The sequence below is a fragment of the Chamaesiphon minutus PCC 6605 genome, from assembly GCF_000317145.1.
Lineage (GTDB): Bacteria > Cyanobacteriota > Cyanobacteriia > Cyanobacteriales > Chamaesiphonaceae > Chamaesiphon > Chamaesiphon minutus.
In genome coordinates this window covers 4,465,653-4,486,824 of the sequence record NC_019697.1, presented here as the reverse complement: position 1 = coordinate 4,486,824, position 21,172 = coordinate 4,465,653, and the positions used below count along the sequence as shown (strand labels likewise).

The 21,172-nt window shown below is 46.1% G+C and carries 20 protein-coding genes and 1 tRNA gene; 10 read left to right on the top strand and 11 right to left on the bottom strand.

What is annotated here, in order from left to right; translation table 11 throughout:
• Positions 1–40: 40 nt before the first annotated feature.
• The gene (locus CHA6605_RS20545; RefSeq protein WP_015161312.1) at positions 41–709 is read right to left on the bottom strand and encodes an acetoacetate decarboxylase family protein; all 669 of its coding nucleotides are present in this window, start codon (positions 707–709) and stop codon (positions 41–43) included.
• A gap of 270 nt (positions 710–979) precedes the next feature.
• Between CHA6605_RS20545 and CHA6605_RS20540 the strand changes: the two genes are divergently transcribed.
• Together CHA6605_RS20540 and cysE are read left to right on the top strand one after the other, a co-directional pair.
• On the top strand, positions 980–1,726 hold the full coding sequence (locus CHA6605_RS20540) for a DUF561 domain-containing protein (protein WP_015161311.1): 747 nt from the start codon (positions 980–982) through the stop codon (positions 1,724–1,726).
• 178 nt (positions 1,727–1,904) lie between these two features.
• Positions 1,905–2,660, top strand: coding sequence for a serine O-acetyltransferase (gene cysE, locus CHA6605_RS20535; protein WP_015161310.1), 756 nt, complete (start codon positions 1,905–1,907; stop codon positions 2,658–2,660).
• Between the two features lie 139 nt (positions 2,661–2,799).
• Here cysE and gyrA read toward each other — a convergent pair whose 3' ends face one another.
• A complete protein-coding gene (gene gyrA / locus CHA6605_RS20530) occupies positions 2,800–5,406 on the bottom strand; it encodes a DNA gyrase subunit A (RefSeq protein WP_015161309.1) in 2,607 nt (868 codons plus the stop codon).
• Positions 5,407–5,697: 291 nt separating this feature from the next.
• On the opposite strand from gyrA, the gene CHA6605_RS20525 reads away from it, so the two are divergent.
• On the top strand, positions 5,698–6,558 hold the full coding sequence (locus tag CHA6605_RS20525) for a restriction endonuclease (protein WP_015161308.1): 861 nt from the start codon (positions 5,698–5,700) through the stop codon (positions 6,556–6,558).
• Positions 6,559–6,610: 52 nt separating this feature from the next.
• Positions 6,611–7,291 carry a Uma2 family endonuclease gene (locus tag CHA6605_RS20520; protein WP_015161307.1) on the top strand — a complete coding sequence of 227 codons (681 nt, stop codon included), beginning with the start codon at positions 6,611–6,613 and terminating at the stop codon, positions 7,289–7,291.
• A 96-nt stretch (positions 7,292–7,387) separates the two neighbouring features.
• Here the strand turns inward: CHA6605_RS20520 and CHA6605_RS20515 are convergent, their stop codons facing one another.
• On the bottom strand, positions 7,388–8,989 hold the full coding sequence (locus CHA6605_RS20515) for a glucose-6-phosphate isomerase (RefSeq protein ID WP_015161306.1): 1,602 nt from the start codon (positions 8,987–8,989) through the stop codon (positions 7,388–7,390).
• Positions 8,990–9,216: 227 nt separating this feature from the next.
• Between CHA6605_RS20515 and CHA6605_RS20510 the strand changes: the two genes are divergently transcribed.
• Positions 9,217–9,480 carry an AbrB/MazE/SpoVT family DNA-binding domain-containing protein gene (locus CHA6605_RS20510; RefSeq protein ID WP_015161305.1) on the top strand — a complete coding sequence of 88 codons (264 nt, stop codon included), beginning with the start codon at positions 9,217–9,219 and terminating at the stop codon, positions 9,478–9,480.
• A complete protein-coding gene (locus tag CHA6605_RS20505; protein WP_015161304.1) occupies positions 9,468–9,800 on the top strand; it encodes a type II toxin-antitoxin system PemK/MazF family toxin in 333 nt (110 codons plus the stop codon). The genes CHA6605_RS20510 and CHA6605_RS20505 overlap by 13 nt, the downstream gene beginning before the upstream one ends.
• A 21-nt stretch (positions 9,801–9,821) precedes the next feature.
• On the opposite strand, the gene CHA6605_RS20500 is transcribed toward CHA6605_RS20505, so the two are convergent.
• A tRNA-Ile gene (locus CHA6605_RS20500) sits at positions 9,822–9,895 on the bottom strand.
• Between the two features lie 120 nt (positions 9,896–10,015).
• Positions 10,016–11,707, bottom strand: a complete 1,692-nt coding sequence (locus tag CHA6605_RS20495; RefSeq protein WP_015161303.1) for a leucine-rich repeat domain-containing protein — start codon at positions 11,705–11,707, stop codon at positions 10,016–10,018.
• Between the two features lie 454 nt (positions 11,708–12,161).
• On the opposite strand from CHA6605_RS20495, the gene CHA6605_RS34385 reads away from it, so the two are divergent.
• On the top strand, positions 12,162–12,518 hold the full coding sequence (locus CHA6605_RS34385; RefSeq protein WP_157260050.1) for a hypothetical protein: 357 nt from the start codon (positions 12,162–12,164) through the stop codon (positions 12,516–12,518).
• Here the strand turns inward: CHA6605_RS34385 and CHA6605_RS20490 are convergent.
• Positions 12,515–14,656, bottom strand: a complete 2,142-nt coding sequence (locus CHA6605_RS20490) for a polyribonucleotide nucleotidyltransferase (RefSeq protein ID WP_015161302.1) — start codon at positions 14,654–14,656, stop codon at positions 12,515–12,517. The genes CHA6605_RS34385 and CHA6605_RS20490 overlap by 4 nt on opposite strands.
• A gap of 282 nt (positions 14,657–14,938) precedes the next feature.
• Here CHA6605_RS20490 and CHA6605_RS20485 point away from each other — a divergent pair, with 282 nt between their 5' ends.
• The gene (locus tag CHA6605_RS20485; RefSeq protein WP_157260049.1) at positions 14,939–15,190 is read left to right on the top strand and encodes a hypothetical protein; all 252 of its coding nucleotides are present in this window, start codon (positions 14,939–14,941) and stop codon (positions 15,188–15,190) included.
• Positions 15,191–15,280: 90 nt separating this feature from the next.
• On the opposite strand, the gene pth is transcribed toward CHA6605_RS20485, so the two are convergent.
• Both pth and hemJ read right to left on the bottom strand, forming a co-directional pair.
• On the bottom strand, positions 15,281–15,898 hold the full coding sequence (gene pth, locus CHA6605_RS20480) for an aminoacyl-tRNA hydrolase (RefSeq protein WP_015161300.1): 618 nt from the start codon (positions 15,896–15,898) through the stop codon (positions 15,281–15,283).
• A gap of 217 nt (positions 15,899–16,115) precedes the next feature.
• On the bottom strand, positions 16,116–16,700 hold the full coding sequence (hemJ, locus tag CHA6605_RS20475; RefSeq protein ID WP_015161299.1) for a protoporphyrinogen oxidase HemJ: 585 nt from the start codon (positions 16,698–16,700) through the stop codon (positions 16,116–16,118).
• Positions 16,701–17,441: 741 nt separating this feature from the next.
• Here hemJ and pyrR point away from each other — a divergent pair.
• Positions 17,442–17,984, top strand: a complete 543-nt coding sequence (gene pyrR / locus CHA6605_RS20470; RefSeq protein ID WP_015161298.1) for a bifunctional pyr operon transcriptional regulator/uracil phosphoribosyltransferase PyrR — start codon at positions 17,442–17,444, stop codon at positions 17,982–17,984.
• Between the two features lie 85 nt (positions 17,985–18,069).
• Here the strand turns inward: pyrR and CHA6605_RS20465 are convergent, their stop codons facing one another.
• The 3 genes from CHA6605_RS20465 to petL all read right to left on the bottom strand — a co-directional run bounded on the left by CHA6605_RS20465 (position 18,070) and on the right by petL (position 19,544).
• Complete coding sequence (locus CHA6605_RS20465; RefSeq protein WP_015161297.1) at positions 18,070–18,372, bottom strand: YggT family protein; 303 nt, start codon at positions 18,370–18,372, stop codon at positions 18,070–18,072.
• Positions 18,373–18,561: 189 nt separating this feature from the next.
• Positions 18,562–19,377, bottom strand: a complete 816-nt coding sequence (locus CHA6605_RS20460) for a carbon-nitrogen hydrolase family protein (RefSeq protein ID WP_015161296.1) — start codon at positions 19,375–19,377, stop codon at positions 18,562–18,564.
• A 71-nt stretch (positions 19,378–19,448) separates the two neighbouring features.
• Positions 19,449–19,544: a cytochrome b6-f complex subunit PetL gene (gene petL / locus CHA6605_RS33110; protein ID WP_015161295.1), complete on the bottom strand. Its 96-nt coding sequence runs from the start codon at positions 19,542–19,544 to the stop codon at positions 19,449–19,451.
• A gap of 431 nt (positions 19,545–19,975) precedes the next feature.
• Here petL and aroB point away from each other — a divergent pair, with 431 nt between their 5' ends.
• Positions 19,976–21,109, top strand: coding sequence for a 3-dehydroquinate synthase (aroB, locus tag CHA6605_RS20455; RefSeq protein WP_015161294.1), 1,134 nt, complete (start codon positions 19,976–19,978; stop codon positions 21,107–21,109).
• Positions 21,110–21,172: the final 63 nt, after the last annotated feature.

Genomic DNA, 21,172 nt, shown 5'->3' with positions numbered 1-21,172 from the left:
AACGAGAAGTCGGGGATCTTGTGCTGGATATGGTAGATTATTAATTCAAAACTACTTCACTCAATAGCGATTGAGCGGTACCGACGATCGCAGGCTGATTGGCTTTTAGATGCAGTTCGTCGAATTGAACTGTAAATAAAGGGTCGCCTAAGTCAATTGGTGCCAAAAGACTTGCTGCTGGAATATCTAGCCGAAATGGACTCCATTTCAATTGTGCTGAAAGGTTTCCTTGAAAAGCTAAAACATCACGCTCTAAACCGCCAAAGACATCTGCGCTAACTCTGATTTTCTGCCACAAAGAAAGTGGTACTTCGATCGAAGATCGATCGACTTGACATAGCATCTGACTATCATGCGATACCGTCACATGTCGATCGTCCCAAGTAAAATCAGCCATTTGTTTTGGCAGTCCCCAAATATTTCTGCCACCATCAACAGATTGGGGATGATCGACATATATATGCGAAATCCAAGCTCCAATTTTGCCACGATAGCGCACTAAAGCCGGGACTACAATTAACTCGTGATACTGGAGTGTAGAATGCGGTTCGTAAACAGACAAATAAAGGCTACCAACCGTTTTTCCTGGTAACACAGAAACGATATCGAAATCGAGCGGTACGAATTGCTTGGCTTTCTCCACATCGATCGTATGAAAAGATTGTAGAGCAGTACCATATAGATGCCATGGAGCTTGAGGGTAAGACATATCGATCGGCACGAGTCTTTACTTTTAATTATGACACCTAAATCAGTTAGCCATAATCTCTCTAAAGTCTAATAGTCTACGGCCTAATCTAGTTACTATTTTGGCGGGGAGTAAGCCGCTCCCCGCTTCCCGCCAAATAGTAACTACATTTATACTAAAGTACTAGTATCGAGCATCATCTTGTTGACTTTAGTATCGGCGTTCGATCGATTCCACCCGATCGATGTCAAAATGGTTCAGATAAAGATTTTCACGTCCCTTCGCCAAGTGATGAATATGTTGAATAGCCTGCAAACAGCCTTTGCTAGTAATCGAGTCCTCAAAGTCATCAGTGGATTGAATAACTTCGATCGCGATCGAGTTGCCATGGTAGTCAGAGCGGCAGATCTCGGTGGTGCAACATTTATCGATATTGCTGCCGATCCCGAACTCGTGCGGATGGCACGTCAGCTCACCAATCTCCCGATCTGCGTTTCGGCTGTCGAGCCGGAATTATTCGTCGCTGCTGTCGAAGCTGGTGCCGATCTCATCGAAATCGGTAACTTCGATAGTTTCTATGCCCAAGGCATCAGATTTGAAGCAGATGAAGTTTTAGCCTTAACTAAAGCTACTCGTGCCTTACTGCCCCATATCACTTTGTCTGTGACCGTTCCCCACATCCTGACTTTAGATAAACAAGTCGAGTTAGCCCAAGCTCTAGTAGCAGCAGGTGCAGATATTATCCAAACCGAAGGCGGCACTGGCAGTACACCCAGCCATGCAGGTACCCTTGGTTTAATCGAAAAAGCAGCACCTACTCTAGCGGCAGCTTATGAAATCTCCCGCGCTGTCGAGGTTCCCGTACTCTGCGCCTCCGGTTTATCCAATGTAACCGCACCGTTGGCAATTTCCGCTGGTGCTGCCGGAATCGGCGTCGGTTCCGCCATCAACAAGCTCAACGATGAAATCGCCGCGATTGCCGTCGTTCGCAGTTTGGTAGAAGCTCTAGCCGCAACCCCCGTCGCTGTTAAAGGATAGATGCGTGGATGGGTGGATGGGTGATAAGAATGGGTAATAGTTAATCCAGAGCAAAAGGACGCTTGCATTCACTATCCCCTATCCCCTATCCCCTAGATCCGGTAAACCCCACTGACATCAAGGGACAAATAACAGCTAAAATACCTAATAGACTAATAGCGATAATGGAACGCTTGCCGTGTTTTCACAACTAATTGCTGATTTCCGAATTATCTTCGATCGCGATCCTGCCGCACGTAACTGGGTAGAAGTTCTCTTTTGCTATCCAGGGCTGCAAGCATTATCCTTACATCGGTTTGCCCATTTGCTGTATGTCGTGGGGATGCCCTTTATTCCACGCTTCATTTCGCATTTAGCCAGATTTTTTACGGGGATTGAGATTCACCCCGGCGCGACGATCGGCAAAGGCGTATTTATCGATCATGGCATGGGTGTAGTAATCGGTGAGACGGCAATTATTGGCGATTACGCTCTCATTTATCAAGGCGTGACGTTAGGTGGTACGGGGAAAGAAAGCGGCAAACGTCACCCGACACTGGGCGAAAATGTAGTAGTTGGCGCGGGTGCTAAAGTATTAGGTAACCTGCAAATCGGTAGTAACGTTAGAATTGGCGCAGGTTCGGTCGTACTTCGAGATGTGCCTTCAGATTGTACGGTAGTCGGCATTCCAGGCAGAATATTATATCGAGCGGGCGAACGCGTGGGGCCATTGGAACACGGTAGTTTACCGGATACTGAGGCTGAAGTCATCCGCGCTTTAGTCGATCGAATTGAGAGTTTAGAACAGCAAGTCCAAAAGATGCAAGTCGAACAAACTTGCAACGCGATCGTTCAAGGCATCGAAACTCCCTCAGCAGAAGATGTAGAATTACCTCCAAGTTGTCATTTGGACGATCGAGTCATTCGCCAATTTTTAGATGGGTCGGGTATTTAGGCATAAATTGAGATCGGTGTTCCACTGACAAATAGATCGCAAGAATAGACGGTAGGGGCAATTAATCAATTGTCCCTACCGTCTATTTTTGCGAGAGTTGATACCCAATTATATTGAAGATCGCGATCTACACAAGTGTCTAAACTTCCTCTAGTTCGACAACATCATTATCGGCATCGGCATCGGCATCTAGTTCCTCTTCACCATTAGAGGCTGGCACGATCGCGACTGCCATGATGGCATCATCGTCGTCTAGTTTCTGTACCCGTACCCCAGTTGCCATCCGAGATTGGGAAGAGATGGCATCGATCGCTTGACGGATGATAATACCGCGATTAGTGACGATCATCATCTCTTCATCGGGATTGACTACGCGCAGAGCGGCTAACCTGTCGCCTTTTTTGCGGAACTTGATCGCAAGGACGCCCATCCCGGCACGGTTTTGGAGGCGGAATTGAGTTACTGGGACGCGTTTGCCGAGTCCGCCAGTCGTCACGACCAAGATCCATGGTCCTTCACCTGCGGGAACTACGACATCTTCAGCCACAGTATCGTCGATATCCTCGACACCCGGATCTTCGCTCGCTGCCACCATTTGAGCGATGACTTGGCTGGGTAAGATGTCCATACTAATTAACTCGTCACCCTTCTTGAGCGACATTGATTTGACCCCACGCGTGGCTCGTCCCAAGGGTCGGAGCTGATCGCGATCGGTACGGAAATGGATGGTCATCCCGTTGCGAGTACCGATAATCGCGCTATCGGTTTCTTTAGCGCGACGTACCCACCGCAAGCTGTCGCCATCTTCTAACGAAATCGCGATCAAGCCGTTGGCACGAACACTGGCAAATGCGGACAAGGCGGTCTTTTTAATGAATCCCTTCTGCGTGAGCATGATTAGGTATTCATCATCCAGGAATTCGCTCACAGGTACCACTGAGGTGATCTTTTCCTCGCGGGGAATCGGCAACATTTGGACGATCGGAATCCCTCGCGCCGTTCGCGATGAGACGGGGATTTGGTAGGCTTTGACTGTATAAACTACGCCGCGATCGCTAAATAGCAAGATCGTATCGTGGTCGCAACAGGTCAGGAAATGCTCGATCGCATCTTCTTCTTTCATCCCTGTGCCCTTTTTACCGCGTGTAGCGCGACTTTGGGTTTCAAAGGTGCTGACAGGCATCCGTTTGATATAACCTTGCTCTGTGACCAGAATTAGCGACTTTTCATTGGCAATTAAGTCGGTATCTTCAAGATCGCCTTCGCCATGTTCGATCAGCGTCCGGCGGGGAGTAGCAAATGTCGCTTTAATTTCGGCGATTTCGGTTTGGATGATGGCCAAAATTCGTTCCCGACGGGCGAGAATATCGCGCAAGTCAGTAATTTTGAGCGTTAGCTCGTTGTGCTCTAAATGAATTTTATCGGCTTCTAGAGCAGTGAGTCGCCGCAGTTGCATTTGCAGGATCGCATCGGATTGTAATTCCGATAGTTGGAACCGCTCGATCATCTCCTGTTTGGCAGTTGCTGAGTCCGCAGCACCGCGAATCAGGCGAATTACCGCATCTAAGTTAGCCAGTGCGATTAATAAACCTTCAAGCAGGTGATCGCGTTCTTCCGCTTTGCGTAATTCGTAGCGAGTCCGACGGGTAATCGATTCGATGCGGAAGTCGAGGAAAACTGTCAGGAATTTTTTGAGGCTCAGGAGTTGAGGCTCGCCATTTACCAACGCCAACATGTTGCAACCGAAGTTGGTTTGGATCGGTGTTTGCTTGTAGAGATTGTTGAGCACTACGCGTGGATAAGCATCCCGCTTGAGTTCGATCACGATCCGCATCCCATCGCGATCGCTTTCATCCCGAATATCCGAGATCCCTTCTAACTTATGGTCGTTGACCATTTCGGCGATCCGTTCGATTAAGGCTGCCTTATTCGTCTGGAAGGGTAATTCGGTAATAATAATTGCTTCGCGATCGGGTCGGCCTTTATATTCTAATGTTTCAATATTGGCAACCCCACGCATGACGATCGAGCCGCGTCCAGTCGCGTAAGCTTCTTTAATCGGCGTCGTGCCTAAAATCTGCGCTCCAGTAGGGAAATCCGGACCAGGAATGTATTGCATCAATTCCATATCCGTAATCTCCGGATTTTCGATTAATGCCACTACTCCATCGATCAATTCGCCTAAATTATGCGGCGGAATATTCGTCGCCATCCCAACGGCAATCCCTGACGAGCCGTTGAGTAATAACTGCGGAATCCTTGCGGGTAATACGGTTGGCTCCTGTTGCGAACCGTCGAAGTTATCGGCAAAGTCAACAGTTTCCGCCTCAATGTCCCGCAGTACGGCATCCATCGTCAAAGCTTGCAAGCGACACTCGGTATACCGCATCGCCGCTGGCGGGTCGTTATCGACCGAACCGAAGTTACCGTGTCCGTTAATTAACGGATTGCGCATCGAAAAATCTTGAGCCATCCGCACTAGGGCATCATACACTGCGGTATCACCGTGGGGATGGTATTTACCTAAAACTTCCCCGACTACCCGCGCGCACTTTCTAAATGGGCGATCGGCTGTCAAACCCAATTCGTGCATCGCATACAGGATACGGCGGTGGACTGGCTTGAGACCGTCTCTGGCATCGGGAAGTGCTCGACCTACGATTACGCTCATGGCGTATTCCAGGTAAGAGCGAGACATCTCAATTCGTAGATCTGTAGGGACGATTCGCTCTTGGGAAGTAGTCATGGAATGCTCCGTCCAGCTTGATAATTGTACTAATTCGCTAGTTCAATTTTATCACATTTAGGGGGGTTCGTGTAGCTCTGTATGACGCCTAGAAGGCTTGCTAATTCTAGGCGATCGGGGTTTCGACCCTAGCTCGATCTGGATTAGTTTCTGAGACTGGTTTGCGGTCGAGCAGCCTTTTTCAACTCAAGAGATCGCTGCCAACTTAAATTCGCTTACCTATAGGCTCTCAATATGGCATGATGCTGAAACGAGCGATTCTACCAATCGCAAAATCTTAACTCGTCATCTATGAAAAACTCTACTTCTGTGTTTCCTACATTTGATTCAATGTTTGTACCGACAATTCAAGCATTACAAGTATTGGGTGGATCTGGCACAACGGAAGAAATCTATGAACAAGTTGTTCAAATTCTAAATTTATCTGATGAAGTATTAGAGATTTTGCATGGAAGCACATCACAGAGTAAGGTTGAGTACCGACTTGCCTGGAGTCGAACGTATCTGAAAAAGTATGGACTTATTGAAAATTCAGGTCGTGGAGTGTGGTCTTTAGTATCAACGTCAATAGATGTTAAAAAGATAGACCGAAAAGAGATTGTTAGAGTCGTTCGAGACTCTGGCAAATCTAAAGTTATACAAGCAGATACTTTAGATACTCCGATGGAGTCTATTGAAACTTTAGCCGAAATATCATGGCACCAACAACTTCACAAGTTACTATTATCACTCGATCCTAGCGCATTTGAGCGTTTGGCACAACGGTTGCTCAGAGAATCAGGTTTTGTCCAAGTACAGGTTACAGGGAAGTCTGGAGATGGTGGAATTGATGGCGTAGGCATTGCTCGAATCAACGGTTTTCTGAGTTTTCACATTTTATTTCAATGCAAGCGTTATCAAGGCTCTGTCTCTTCTAGTCAAATTAGAGATTTTCGTGGGGCTATGCAGGGTCGCACTGATAAAGGTCTATTTATTACAACGGGGACTTTCACTAGAGATGCCATCAAAGAAGCAACCAGAGACGGCGCCCCACCAATCGATCTAATTGATGGAGAGCAGTTAGTTCAACGATTAAAAGAATTGGGACTTGGTGTTAAAATTGAAATGGTTGAATCTATAGAAGTAGATACTAATTGGTTTGCAAAGATTTGAGGTTATAATATTTTAATTGAGATAAATATAATTAGAAAGAGCATAACTTCAGATGCTAGCTACTAATGAGATTGTCTACCCAGACAGCGATGGGCAACCGATGGCAGATAATACCAAACAATTTCAGTGGATTACTGTCATCAAAACCAACCTAGATTGGTTATTTCGCGATGACGAACGGGTATTTGTGGCGGGAGATTTATTGTGGTATCCCGTCGAAGGTAATCCCAAATACCGCGTGGCTCCTGATGTGATGGTAGTCTTTGGCAGATCCAAAGATGACAGAGGTTCGTACAAGCAATGGCTAGAAGACGATCTTGCGCCGCAGGTGGTATTTGAGATTCTCTCTCCAGGCAATACTGAGGGTGAAATGGAGCGGAAGTTGCAAATGTACGCGCGTTGTGGCGTGGAAGAATATTATATCTACGATCCGGATCGATCGATTCTCAAAGGCTATCAGCGCAGTGATGACTTTTTTCTCGATCGCATTGAGTTGATGGACGGCTGGACTAGTCCGCGATTGGGGATTAGTTTTCGGTTAATTGGGGACGAGCTACAGATTACGCATCCTGACGGACGAGTCTTTGAAACTTTCGATAATGTCGCTACCGAGCGCGATCTCTTGCTTACCGATAAACAACAATTAGAGGCTGATAAGCAGCAATTGGAGATCGAGAAACATAAACGGGATGCCAAACTGCGAGAATTAGGCATCGATCCAGATACTCTCTAATCATTCACCAAATTAGGGTAGAGGTAATTCATGAATTACCCCTACCCTCGATTTTTGCCGAACAGATGATCGGCAAAAATCTTACCGATTATTTAATTATTTATTCGCCCAAGCAACGCGCAAACTTCCTGGTTGCGAGAGATTGCCTGTCAAGACGACACCGCGATCGTTTGCCTGAAGATGGCGGAGAATCTTGTAAATTGATTCTACTTGCTCTGGTTCGCCAATCGTCGCAGCTAATTCGGCGATCGTCACTGGTGCAGAAATCGTCATGCCTTGCAGTGCTTTCACCACATCGGTTTGCAGTTTGAGAATCACAGCAGCGGCTTTTTTACCTGCTTCGACACCTGGCTGGTGGTAGGCATTGATATTGACGATCGAGGCATATAAGCCTACAGCCCGCTCGTAGAGAGCAATTAGCGCACCGACAGTTTGGGCGGTAACACTAGGAATCGTCACAGTCAAAGAGTCGCGGTGATTGTCATATAAGGCTTGGCGCGTACCTTGGAGGAAACCCGATAGATAGTCGCCACTAGTAACGCCAGGATCGATTTCAGGAGAGATGCCCTCGCGATCGTGCAATACTTCGATAAATGTCAGGAAAAAGTTGGGAATACCTTCGCGCAATTGTTGGACGTAGGCGTGTTGATCGGTGGAACCTTTATTCCCGTAGACGGCGATACCTTGATAGACTTTATTGCCATCGAGATCGGTTTCTTTGCCCAAAGACTCCATCACCAATTGCTGGAGATAGCGGCTAAATAACAACAAACTATCTTTGTAAGGCAAGACAACCATATCTTTTTCGCCTTTGCCATTCCCCGACGCATACCAAGCCAACGCGAGCAGGGCAGCGGGATTGGTTTTGATGTCTGGGACGCGGGTGGCGATGTCCATTTCCCTAGCTCCAGCTAACATGCTATGGATGTCGATGCCCTGAAGTGCGGCTGGTAGTAAACCGACGGAAGACAATTCCGAAGTGCGTCCGCCTACCCAGTCTGGCATCGGAAATCTGGCAATCCAACCTGCGGATTGGGCGACGCGATCGAGTTGGCTACCCGTGCCTGTAATAGCCACCGCATAGGCTGGGAAATTGAGATTCTGGGCGCGATAAGCAGCTTGTACCTCTAACATGCCGTTGCGCGGTTCGGGAGTGCCTCCAGACTTGGATATGACCATCACTAGGGTCGTATTCAGCCTGTCTTGAATCCGACTGAGCACCCGATCGATTCCGGTCGGATCGCTATTGTCGATAAAGTGAATATTTAATGGGGGACGATCTGGCGAAAGAGCTTCAGATACAAATTGTGGCCCCAATGCCGAGCCACCAATCCCCACGGTAATCAGATCGGTAAATTTACCACCTTGAGGGGGATGAATGGTACCATCATGAACTTTCAGGGCGAAACTCGCGATCGAGTCGATCGTGGTCTTAATTTCGGTCGCAATTTCTGGAGTAGGTGCCAGTTCTGGGTTCCGCAACCAATAATGTCCGACCATCCGGTGTTCGTCAGGATTGGCAATTGCCCCTGCTTCCAAAGCTGCCATATCGGCAAATGCTTTCACAAATTTGGGTTGCAGTTGGGAAACCAACACATCATCGAACCGCATCCGGCTAATGTCTAGATACAAGCCTAACCCTGGGTGATAATACAACCAATCTTGATATCGCTGCCATAGCAATGCACCTGTTGCCATCACTCAACCAACCTCTTAAAATCTAAAAAATTCTACGGCGATCTCAATTTGCCCTCTTACTAAGATACCAGTCTCAAGTAGGTCGGGCTGGGATCTTTACATAAAAATTCGATCGTCTCATCATTTAAAAGGCAATCGCCTGTCGATCGGAATGCGAATCGATCGACAGTCTTCGACTTTCATTGCCAACATGTGAGTATAATGTAATTACTTTATCACCCAAATCTATGGCTACATCTGTCAAAGGGCGAATAATTAAAGTTGGCAATTCTCAAGGGATTAGAATTCCGAAGCTATTGCTAGAGCAAAGCGGTATCTCGGAAAACGTCGAAATTGAGGTCAGAGATAATCAGATCGTTATTACAGCAGCATCTCGCGCTCGGACTGGGTGGGCGGAAGCATTTGCACGGGTGTCTAGCAATGAAGATGAGGATATTTTGCTAGATGATATTATTGCCACTACATGGGACGAGGAAGAATGGGAGTGGTAATCGCGAGATTTGATGTTTTTCTAGTGGTGCTAGATCCGACAATTGGGAGCGAGATCCAAAAAACTCGTCCGTGTCTGATAATCTCTCCCAATGAGATGAACTTACATTTGGCAACAGCGATCGTCGTTCCGATGACTACGAAGGGAAAACTCTATCCGACTCGCATTCCCGTTAACTTTGAAGGTAAGGACGGCTATATCGTTCTAGACCAAATTCGCACCGTCGATAAAACGAGGTTGATTAAAAAACTAGGATCGATTGCGATCGACGAACAAAAAGCGGTCTTAAATACTTTGGCTGAGATGTTTGCTGAAGACTAAAAGGTCAAGTTCCTTGGGCTATGACAGTAGGCAGACTCGAACTGCTGTCCTTCCCCTTATCGCGGGGACGCTCTCACCAACTGAGCTATACTGCCACGATGTTAATCATAGCAAACAATAGACCTCTTGCATGAATAGCAAATTAGGAGGTTCAAACTATTAGAAACTCGTGCCAAAAATTGATTCATGCAGGAGGTCTAATATGTCTCTCAAATTTATATTTGGCTTATAAATTTGCAAAAATGATTTTCATTATTTACCCATGCAATTGCTACTTCTATGCTAGTCACTTCTGAAGGTACTTGTATGATATGAATGTTGTTATGATTTGAAGAACAATGCATTTTTAGTAAAACCAGTTGTTCGGGTACTGTTGTTTGAGTATGTCGATCGAGAAGTCGCTCTGAACTATCAATTTTCAGCAAAGTATATTTTCTGTGAACATCCAACATTTGTGACTGAAGGCACTTACAAATTATACCGTATCCTCCATAACCTTCTTTTTTTATCAATCTGCGTCGAATCTCTTCATTACACTCGCCGATAAAACCTTCAGATCTTGACTCACTTAATTTAGTCCAATATTGATGGGGAAAACGGACTGTATTGAGCCAATTTACTTTATTCAGTCTTGGCAAGTCTTGCAATATTGATATATCCGATACAGGATTATCTATTAGGCTAATTGATGTCAGCTTACTTAGCATTTTCAATGTTTCTGGCAACTTTTTTATGTGATTCTCATCTAGCTGAAGATGTTGTAGGTTACAGAGACCTCCTATTTCATCTGGCAAAGATGCAATTTTATTTCGGAAAGCATCTAACTCAATTAAGTTGGATAATTTACCAATTGAAGATTCGAGTTTAACTATTTGGTTAAACCTAACATCTAAGTACGATAGTTTTTTGCATTCACCCAACTCTTCTGGTAGTGATGTTAATTTATTGGCAGACAGGTGTAAATATTCTAACTGTTTAAGATTGCCGATCGTAGCTGGCAACTTTTCTAGCAAATTGTCGTCCAAGTATAGATATTTTAAGTTCTTTAAATTTCCAATGCTATCTGGAAGCTCAGTTAATTTATTTCTTCGTAGGTCTAGAGAGATCAGTTTCTCTAAATCACCAACACTCTCTGGGAGAGAAGTTAGCTGATTATTTAATAATTTCAAATGAGATAAGTTAGACAATTCATCTATGTTGTCCGGAAGAGAGTTTAAGTAATTGTGAGATAATTTTAGATGCTGGCACCACTTATAGACTCCAATCTCATTTGACAATATAATCAGATTTTGCTTTCTCAGATTAAGACTTAATTTATTAGCATTTGGTAATTCAATTTCGGAAGTTGAGCCGTCGTTATTAGATCGGATAATAAAAGTAGATTTACTGAGATCTACCCAGTATTCACAAGGCAAATTTACACCCAAGAATTTAACATGGTTTAAGTTAGGCAAAGATTGAAGTATCGATAAATCGAAAATTGGATTGCTACTGAGATCTATAGAGACTAATTTTTTCAACTGCAATAAACTTTCTGGCAAGATATCGATCTGGTTTCCATTCAGTTTTAGCTCCTTCAAATTAATTAAGCTTGCAATGATATCTGGAAATATTTTGAATTTATTGAAGCTTAAACTTAGAGAAACTAGATTGGTAAGATGAGAAATACTACCTGGTAAGGCTGATAGTTGATTTTTATATAGCCTTAATTCGCGCAAACTTGAAAGGTTGCCGATATTTTCTGGCAAAGTTATCAACTCATTATCAGATACTCGCAGACTTACAAGTGAATGAATATCGACGATCCGAGCGGGTAGTTGAGTTAATCTTTGTTGATATAGATCGAGATGGGTAATTCGATCTTGGATGGCTCGATCGATTAATGCTTCCAATGCAAAATCTATCATGGTTTCACCGCTCCATCTGAATAAATTACATTCGCTACCATATCTTTACTAAAATACCAGCCTGATGGATTCATCAGACTGGTACCGTTACATAGAAAATTCGATCGTTCTTGAGTTACTGCCCCAGATCTACCCACCCTGCCCTACGGGCATCCCTCCCAAGAGGGGATTTTTCAATCTAATCCTTACTCGTGACATATCTTAGAGTTGCGTCTACCCAACGCTCACCGAGTACGGTAGAGCGTGGGCTTCAAAACCCTAGACTTCATGTTTCATTGGCTGATGCCGCCACACAACAAGTTATATTTTGGCCTTACTCACCCTCCAGAGGTTTTGGAATGTTCCCACCCACTTACTCTTTGGCTTGCCTACTTTCAAGTCTTCAGCATCCACCATGCAGCCGCCCTGTGTCCCAAGGCAGGTAATTTCTTACACGTCCAATTAGTTTGCATCAGTGACCAACTGGCTTCCACGCTGCGATGTTTCTGCGGCAAGCATATTACTGCTACTTCGGATTAGCCTATATGTTCCATACGCCGTGCGGGTCAACGACCAATTTTATTGTAACAAATTCAACGATGCTAGTACTCAGCACAATGGCTTGTTGCTCATTCCTCGCCCATCCCCGCCGCCGCTTGCTTCCAGTTGGCGGCAAATTGCGATTGGGGATAGACTCGTCAATCGCTCGGCTTTCATCCCGACGCTCGGCTTCGCCAGAGCGCGGGACTTCCCGCCTGTCAAGTTAAATTCCCCTCCTCGGAGGGGTGCCCGCAGGGCGGGGTGGGTTGGGTCTACGCCACACACCGTCTAACCCTTCCGCGCCGCCGCAGCTTCATCGGGATGAATGCCCAGACGTGTTAAATTAACGCGACCCTTATTATCGATTTCGCGAACCTTGACGATCACTTCATCGCCGACGCCCACTTCATCTTCAACCTTACCGACGCGATAATCGGCGAGTTGGGAGATATGGATCATCCCTTCTTTGCCCGGTAGCAGCTCCACGAAGGCACCAATCGGGATAATTCGGGTCACACGTCCGGCATAGATATCGCCCTCGTTGAGACGGCGAGTTAAGCCTTGGATAATTTGGATCGCACGTTTGGCTTTGTCATTATCGACAGCCGATACAGTTACAGTACCGTCGTCATCGATATCGATTTTAGCTCCGGTCTCTTCGGTAATTCCTTTAATAGTTTTACCGCCAGGGCCGATTACTAAGCCGATCAGTTCTGGCTCAATTTTGAAGGTGAGTAAGCGCGGTGCAAAGGGTGAGAGTTCTTCGCGGGGTTTGTCGATCGCGGCTAACATTTTCTCTAGAATATGTAAGCGTGCGGGACGTGCTTGATTGATGGCATCGGCGATGACCGTCATCGGCAGACCGCTGATTTTCATGTCCATTTGCAGGGCGGTAATTCCGGTATCGGTGCCTGCAACTTTAAAGTCCATGTCGCCGAGGAAGTCTTCAATCCCTTGGATATCAGTAAGAATGCGAACTTCTTCGCCTTCTTTAATCAATCCCATGGCCGCACCGCTGACGGGTTTGGTAATGGGGACGCCTGCATCCATCAATGCGAGGGTCGAACCGCAGACCGAACCCATCGAGGTAGAACCGTTGGAGGATAACACCTCAGAGACCACTCGGAGCACGTAGGGGAACTCATCTTTGCTGGGAAGGACGGGGATCAACGCGCGTTCGGCGAGGGCACCATGACCGATTTCGCGGCGTCCGGGGGCACGCATGGGCTTAGTTTCACCGACGGAATAAGGCGGGAAATTATAGTGGTGAATATACCGTTTGGTATTTTCGGGATTGAGATCGTCGCCGAGATCCTGGGCGTCGCCAGGAGTACCGAGGGTACAAGCCGACAAGACTTGTGTTTGGCCGCGATTGAACAGACCCGTACCGTGAACGCGGCGGGGTAAAACGCCGACGAAACAAGAAATCGGGCGTACTTGGTCGAGCGTCCGTCCGTCTACGCGCCGTCCGGTTTCGATCACCTGTTGGCGCATCATTTTTTTGGTGATGCCTTTGAACAGGGTACTCACAGCTTTACTATCGCTAGCTGCGGCAACTTGAATCGGATCGGTTTCTGGTAAAGTAGCGATCTCTTCTACTGCTTTGGCTTTGACTTCATCTAGTTCGGCATCGCGAATATTTTTATCTGGCTCGTATTTGCCGAGAATAACTTTGATGCTCTCTTTGGTGCGATCGGTTAAGAAGTTCTCTAAAGTCTCGTCGGTAGAAGGTTTCTGGGCATGAACGATCTCGATGCCTAGTTCGGCGATTAATTCGCGTTGAGCGGTAATTAGCTCTTGAACGGCTTCATAACCAAAATCGATCGCTTCGATGATGTCTTGTTCGGGTAACTGATTGGCACCCGCTTCGACCATAATCACGCCATCGGGAGTACCCGCAACGACTAGATCTAGATCGCCGATTTGAATTTCGCGATAGGTGGGATTGATGATAAAGTCATCGCCGACTAAACCGACCCGTACTGCTGCCATGGGGCCATTAAATGGGAGCTGTGCCAACAGGGTAGCGATCGAAGCTCCAGTGACTGCCAGGACGTCTGGGGGGACTAATTCGTCTAAAGACATCGTGGTCGCGACGATTTGAATATCATCGCGCAACCAATCAGGAAATAACGGACGCATGGGTCGATCGATCAACCGACTAATGAGCGTAACTTTTTCTGGTGCTCGGCCTTCGCGTCGTAAGAAACCACCTGGAATACGTCCGGCTGCATAGATCCGTTCTTCATAATCTACAAGTAACGGTAGGAAATCAATTCCTTCTCGTCCTTTCGCACGGGTGGCGGTAACTAACACGCTGGTATCGCCAGATTCGATTAAGACGCAACCACCAGCTTGGGGTGCGAATACTCCAACCTTAAGTCGAATATCCCTACCGTCAAAGGATATTGACTTATTTATCTCTGCCATTAGGTTGTCCTTTTTTTCTTCACTTCTTCTCTTGCTGTTTGCGATCCTAGCATTCTTAGTGGCTGAGGTGGTAAATTTCTCGATCGATTGCTGGTACTATTTGCCTAGATCCTAAACTTTGTGGTTTTGGTAATTCAACCACTTGGTATGGGTAAGTTAGCAAGTAAGTAGTTATGGGATTTTCGGATTATGCACAATCTACTCCATCGCTTCTGTGTCTCGCTCTTGGCTTTCACTATCGTACTCGGATTTAGTTATTCGGTTTTCGCTAAACCTCAGTCTGTGGCTAAACTAGTTGCAACCAAAAATCCCATTAAAGCTCCTACCACTAACGATATTTCTCGTCCACCAGTCGATGCGGTGCTGGCAAATGTCCGACTCAAGCCAGCTACTGCCAAAGTTGGACGGACGAATCCCGCCAAAGCCAATCGCCCCGCATCTACCACGCGCTCGCTTCAGGGGATCTCTCATTTGACGGATATTACCGATCGCAGTACTACTAATGTCTCACCCGTCGATCGTTTAATTAAGTAATCTGTCAGATATTTCGATCGCCCACTTAGATTTGTTGACAGCAGGGAACAGACACGTAAATTGAATGATTAACAGCTTAGCAAGCCTCAATTACTCAGCAATCTCCGGAACGGGGATCGACTTACTATTGTAGAGACTCATCGCTTTTTCCACGCCCTGCTTGAGACTCATTTCGATCGCATCATTGACTAGATAGATAACTTCACTGACGATGGGTGTTTCGATTGCTGAAAATTTACCTAAAACGTGAGAAATAGTATCTTTCTCGCCAACACTTGTACCGATCCCGATCCGCACTCTGGGAAATTTTTGCGTACCCAAATGCGAGATTATTGACTTCATGCCATTATGTCCGCCAGCAGAACCCGACAATCGTAATCTAATTTTACCGAGGGGTAAATCGAGATCGTCATAAATGACTAATACAGACTCTGGCGATAGTTTAAACCAATCTAATGTCGCCCGCACTGACTGCCCCGAAAGGTTCATAAAAGTCTGCGGCTTGAGCATTCTAATTTTGGCATTATGGCTACCGAATCCTTCACCATAAATACCCTGAAATTGCTTGCGATCGGTTAAACTAATCTGCCATCTTTTAGCGAGACTATCTATCTGGTCGAATCCGATATTATGCCTAGTCTGGGCGTATTTAGTTCCAGGATTTCCCAGCCCGACAATTAGCTGGGGAATTACCAATTCATCACTCATGCGATCTTAGGGGTGGATGGGTTTCTGCTTTCGAGTGTCCATTGACTCAATTTAACCTGAGTTGTCTAAAGACTATAAGTCCCTGCTTGTGATGCCAAGTCCGCCTGGGCAGAATATTTAATCGGTCCGCCCAGGCGAACTTGGCAATAATAGCCCCGATTTCAATCGGTAGCAGTGTTAGAACAAAGCCAATATCTTTCAAAGATGCGATCGAAAGTTACGTACTCAGTTCGGGAGTCGAAGACGAATTAGATGCTAATTTTTCAGCATCTAATCTGCGTTTGCGGGCATAGAGTTGAATTGTCGCCGCCATCAAAACTACCAATCCGACAATTAGATAACCAGTGATATCGGTGGGTAAATTATTTTTAAAAATTGCCAATAACACGATGGCGACTAAAAATAACGTTGGTAATTCATTAAGTCCGCGTAACTGTTGGCTGCTCCATTTACACTTATCTGCTGCAAGTTTTTTCATCAAGATCTTGCAGTAATGATGATAGCCGATTAATAGTGCTACCAAGCTAAGTTTGATGTGTAGCCAAGTTTGATGAATGATACCTGGCTCTGTCGAAATAATCCCGATCGCCATTGCGATTGTCACTAACATTCCCGGCGTAGTAATAATACTATAGAGCCGCTTTTCCATGATCTGATACTGCTCTTTGAGAATACTCCGAGCGGGTTCGGGCTTCTCATTTGCCTCGACATGATAAATAAATAATCGAACTAAATAAAATAAGCCTGCAAACCAGACTGTAAAACCAATAATATGAAAAGATTTAAACCACTGATAGGCCATAGGATGAGCGGATAGGTGATAGGTGATAGGTGTTAGGCTTTAGGCTTTAGGCTTTAGGCTTGGGAATAAGCGATTATTAAAGTCTCAACGATCGACTCTAGACTAATTACCCTGTATCCAGGTTAGGCAAAAAGGTTCACGGTTGCCATGGCGATCGAGAGAAGCTTAACATTCTGCAATATCAGCTAATTCAATTTAATCCTCGATTTGATGCTAACGATGGGTGTTTCGCTTGTTGGAATTTATTGAATTAGCAGCGTCAGAGTGAGCCAACAAGCGCGTCGAGCGCGCAACTTAGCTCAAATATCATTACAGGTAATTGCACGGGCTTATTGGCTGGTTTTGTGACCGTGCCTGGGGCGTTCGCGCAGCGTGTCGGTACGACAATCGTCATCCCTTTACAGATGCTGCTGCGGAGAGAGACAATGTGAGAGGATGTCTGAAAACACAATTCCGTTAAGCTTAAACCCTAGAAAATCCCCCCTAGCCCCCCTTAAAAAGGAGGGAACCAGACTCTTAGTCCCCCTTTTTAAGGGGGATTTAGCGGCGCATCGAACGGGAGGTTCCCTCCCGTTTGTGTGCGACAAGACAGGGGGATTTACCCACTGCAAACGAAGCAATTAGACTTTTCAGACATCCTCTAAGGTAGCAATTTGGACTACCGCTCGGCAGCAGGTCAGACTCCCAGTCCACCACTGCTCGCGATCGCCGATATTTTTCCCATCATCTCCAACCCATAACATGAGTTCTATTGTTGAAATCTTATCGGCTGATGAAATCCGCAGGACGATCGTTAGATTGGCGTCCGAAATTGACGAACGCTGTCGAGATTTATCGCAGGTTGTCTTAGTGGGAATTCAAACTAAAGGCGTTCCCTTTGCCAAAATGCTAGCCAAACAGATCGAAATCTTAGAAGGGGTCAAAGTTCCGGTGGGGACTCTAGATATCACATTCTACCGCGACGATCTCGACTCGATCGCCGTTCGCACGCCAGGAAAGACAGATATCCCAGTAGATTTAAATGGGAAAACGGTAGTTTTAGTAGATGATGTCATTTATCAAGGACGAACGATTCGAGCTGCTTTAAATGCCATCAATGAGTATGGTAGACCCAAGCATATTCTATTAGTAGTACTCGTCGATCGCGGCCATCGACAAGTACCAATTCATCCCGACTTTATTGGTAAGACATTACCTACCGCACGAGAAGAACAGGTTAAAGTCTATTTCCAAGAAGCAGATGGACGCGATGCTGTAGAACTAACACGAGCATCGACTACTTGATATTTAAAAGATAATTTTAGACGATCGATTACTTAATAGAAGCAGAAGTTAGATCGTAGATTTATAATCTATCAACTATCAACTATCAACTAACTAGCATGGTAATAATGCCTTGCTGCCCGACTAAAATTTCTCTAATTAAACTAATAATTCCCACCCAAACAATTGGCGTAATATCGACACCACCGATCGGGGGAATTAGTTTGCGAGAGGGAGCTAAAAAAGGTTCTGTCGGCGCAATTACTAGACTGAATGGCATTTTTTGACTTTCCACTTGCGGATACCAAGTAAGGACGATCCGAATGATAAATAAAAATGTCATCACTACCAACAGCACGCTAATACCGATATTCAGGATGTTTAGTAATTGAAGATTATTAGCAGTCATTTGGATTTTGGATTGCGGATTGCGGATTGCGGATTATCGAAACTAAGCTCTAGTAGTCTACGGCGTAAATCTAGTTACTGTTCTGGCGAGGAGCGGGGAGCGGGGGAGTGTGAAATAGTAACCTAACTTGTGCCGCTCAGTACTAGTATCTTTAAATTGCTACAAGATGCGATCGCCCCTTCCTTTATTTTAAGCAAATACTCGGTGTTGGAGTGAAGGCATTTGAGCGCGAGCGCGTGCCAACCGCTGGGGACTGATTTCAGCGATCGCGACACCAGGTAAATCGCCAGCATCGGCGAGAATTACCCCCCAAGGATCGATAATCATCGCATGTCCGTGTGTCTGGCGCATAGCGTAGTGGGTGCCAGTCTGAGCTGGAGCGATTACATAACAAGTATTTTCGATCGCCCTAGCTTGTAACAATACTTGCCAGTGATCCTTACCTGTATATGCGGTAAACGCCGCAGGTACGAATAATACATCTGCGCCTAATTTAGATAAATGGCGGTATAGCTCTGGAAAGCGCACATCATAGCAGACAGATAAACCGATCCCACCTAACTGCTCTGAGTGATAAACATCGGGTAGCTTTACCCCCGCCATTACCGTTCTCGATTCGCGATAGGTATTGCCATCGGGGAGATCGACATCAAATAAATGTGCCTTCTCATATCTGCTGAGTTCTTCACCGTTGGGGCCGACTAGCAGTGCTGTATTATAAACTTTACCCTCTTTACCAACAGGAACGGGAAAGCCACCGCCAACCAGGGTAACTTGAAATTTTTGGGCGGCAGTTTTGAGAAATTTTTCAGTTTTGGTAGCGATCGCTCCGGCCTGCTCGATCTTATCCTCTTCAGTGCCCAAAAAGGCGAAGTTTTCGGGCAGACTGACTAACTCAGCACCCCGCCGCACGGCCAATTCGATTAATTCTTCTGCCTGAGCTAGATTTTTGTCTAGGTCCGGAAGGCTGGTCATTTGGACGGCAGCAGCGAGGTAAGATTTCATGAGTGTGGCAAGTAGTGAGGTGAATTAGGTAGCATGGATGTTGACTAGTCACGATCGACTAGCCATTCATCCTAGATAATTTTGGCAAATCTCAGGCCAAAGAACAGACCCATGGCAATTCCAAACATGATCCCGACAAAACCCAAATAAGCGATCGCGCCAGACATAAATTTATCCTCGATAAGAACTATTCAAATACCATTAAATCACTGACTGCATCCGAGAGGATAGAGGTCGGTAGATTCCGATCGAAAACCAGCCCTACCTTCACCCGTTGACAAAGCCTCTGTAGAAAGAGAATCGGATCGTTGCCAGATCCATCTACAATTTAAACTAGTGATGGGGAATATGGGTTAGAATCTGCACAAAAATCTTTGAGAGTAGTGGGGAGGCTTCAGGTTTTAGGCAGAGATACTGGGCAGCGTCGCGACCTTGTTGATGAGTAAAGGACGAGCCGAATCTCACCTGTTACCCATTATCTCAAAGAAAAGCGCGCTGCCTAGGCAGCGGTCGCACGTATCACCGTCGGGAAACCCGACAAGCGCGAATCGCTATCCATTCACCCCTCCACCCCTCCACCCCTCCACTCTTATCGCTCATGGAATCGATCGAAGTTGCTTTAGCCGAACATAGTTATCAAATCTCGATCGCGACTGGCAATTTAGAGCGGTTGGGCGAACATTGTCGCGCTCTTAAGTTGGGACAGAAGGTGATGGTGGTTTCCAACCCTACTGTCTTTGGACTTTACGGAGAGAGGGCGATGGCTGCTCTCAAGCAAGCTAATTTTGAAGTCTCCCATTGTATCTTGCCAGAGGGCGAGCAATATAAAACACTGGCATCGATCGAGCAGATTTACGACTTAGCTCTGGAGCATGGCCTAGAACGCTCCTCAACCTTGGTTGCTTTGGGCGGTGGCGTGATTGGAGATATGACAGGGTTTGCGGCGGCTACCTGGCTACGAGGGATTAATGTCGTTCAGGTACCAACAACTTTGCTAGCGATGGTCGATTCTTCGATCGGTGGTAAAACTGGTGTAAATCATCCCAAGGGCAAAAATCTGATCGGTGCTTTTCATCAGCCGCGCTTGGTAGTGACCGATCCTCAAGTTTTAGCCACGTTGCCAGAGCGCGAATTTCGGGCGGGAATGGCGGAAGTGATTAAATATGGAATTATTGGCGATCGAGAGTTATTCGATCGATTGGAGCGAGCGACTAGTCTCAGGCAGCAGGATATCGATCCCGAACTCCTATCGACTATTTTAACCAGCTCGGCAACGGCCAAGGCGATAGTTGTGAGTAAAGACGAACACGAACAAACTGGGTTGCGGGCGACTCTCAACTACGGACATACGATCGGCCATGCGATCGAAAGTGCGACCAAATATGTTGTAGTCAATCATGGTGAAGCGGTCGCGATCGGGATGGTGGCCGCCGGACGCATTGCTGTCGCTCTGAAACTGTGGACGGCGGCAGAGGCGCAACGCCAAGATGCCGTCATTGACAAGGCTAATTTAACGCTCGATCTGCCGTCAAACATCGATCTAGACCAGATCGTTACTACTCTCAAATCTGATAAAAAAGTTAAAGCGGGTAAAGGTGTATTTATTCTCCCCTCTGGCATCGGCGATACGCAAACGATCGCTTACGAACCAACTAGTACAGCAGTAAATGTGGTCTCAGATCCGCTAATTAAGCAAGTTTTAACAGCTATGTTGCCGATTGCAGCCACTTAGAATCCAGGTATTCTAGTTGACGTTAGGAAAATTTGTTATCTAAATATTTATAGCGAATCCTCA

Coding starts and splice junctions, on each gene's coding strand:
- pyrR (WP_015161298.1), top strand. CDS start 17,442: ATGAGTTCTATTGTTGAAATCTTATCGGCTGATGAAATCCGCAGGACG.
- CHA6605_RS20490 (WP_015161302.1), bottom strand. CDS start 14,656: ATGGCAGAGATAAATAAGTCAATATCCTTTGACGGTAGGGATATTCGA.
- aroB (WP_015161294.1), top strand. CDS start 19,976: ATGGAATCGATCGAAGTTGCTTTAGCCGAACATAGTTATCAAATCTCG.
- CHA6605_RS20510 (WP_015161305.1), top strand. CDS start 9,217: ATGGCTACATCTGTCAAAGGGCGAATAATTAAAGTTGGCAATTCTCAA.
- CHA6605_RS20540 (WP_015161311.1), top strand. CDS start 980: ATGAATATGTTGAATAGCCTGCAAACAGCCTTTGCTAGTAATCGAGTC.
- CHA6605_RS20465 (WP_015161297.1), bottom strand. CDS start 18,372: ATGACTGCTAATAATCTTCAATTACTAAACATCCTGAATATCGGTATT.
- CHA6605_RS20515 (WP_015161306.1), bottom strand. CDS start 8,989: ATGGCAACAGGTGCATTGCTATGGCAGCGATATCAAGATTGGTTGTAT.
- pth (WP_015161300.1), bottom strand. CDS start 15,898: ATGAGTGATGAATTGGTAATTCCCCAGCTAATTGTCGGGCTGGGAAAT.
- CHA6605_RS20520 (WP_015161307.1), top strand. CDS start 6,611: ATGCTAGCTACTAATGAGATTGTCTACCCAGACAGCGATGGGCAACCG.
- CHA6605_RS20505 (WP_015161304.1), top strand. CDS start 9,468: ATGGGAGTGGTAATCGCGAGATTTGATGTTTTTCTAGTGGTGCTAGAT.
- CHA6605_RS20460 (WP_015161296.1), bottom strand. CDS start 19,377: ATGAAATCTTACCTCGCTGCTGCCGTCCAAATGACCAGCCTTCCGGAC.
- gyrA (WP_015161309.1), bottom strand. CDS start 5,406: ATGACTACTTCCCAAGAGCGAATCGTCCCTACAGATCTACGAATTGAG.
- CHA6605_RS20525 (WP_015161308.1), top strand. CDS start 5,698: ATGAAAAACTCTACTTCTGTGTTTCCTACATTTGATTCAATGTTTGTA.
- CHA6605_RS20495 (WP_015161303.1), bottom strand. CDS start 11,707: ATGATAGATTTTGCATTGGAAGCATTAATCGATCGAGCCATCCAAGAT.
- hemJ (WP_015161299.1), bottom strand. CDS start 16,700: ATGGCCTATCAGTGGTTTAAATCTTTTCATATTATTGGTTTTACAGTC.
- petL (WP_015161295.1), bottom strand. CDS start 19,544: ATGTCTGGCGCGATCGCTTATTTGGGTTTTGTCGGGATCATGTTTGGA.
- CHA6605_RS20545 (WP_015161312.1), bottom strand. CDS start 709: ATGTCTTACCCTCAAGCTCCATGGCATCTATATGGTACTGCTCTACAA.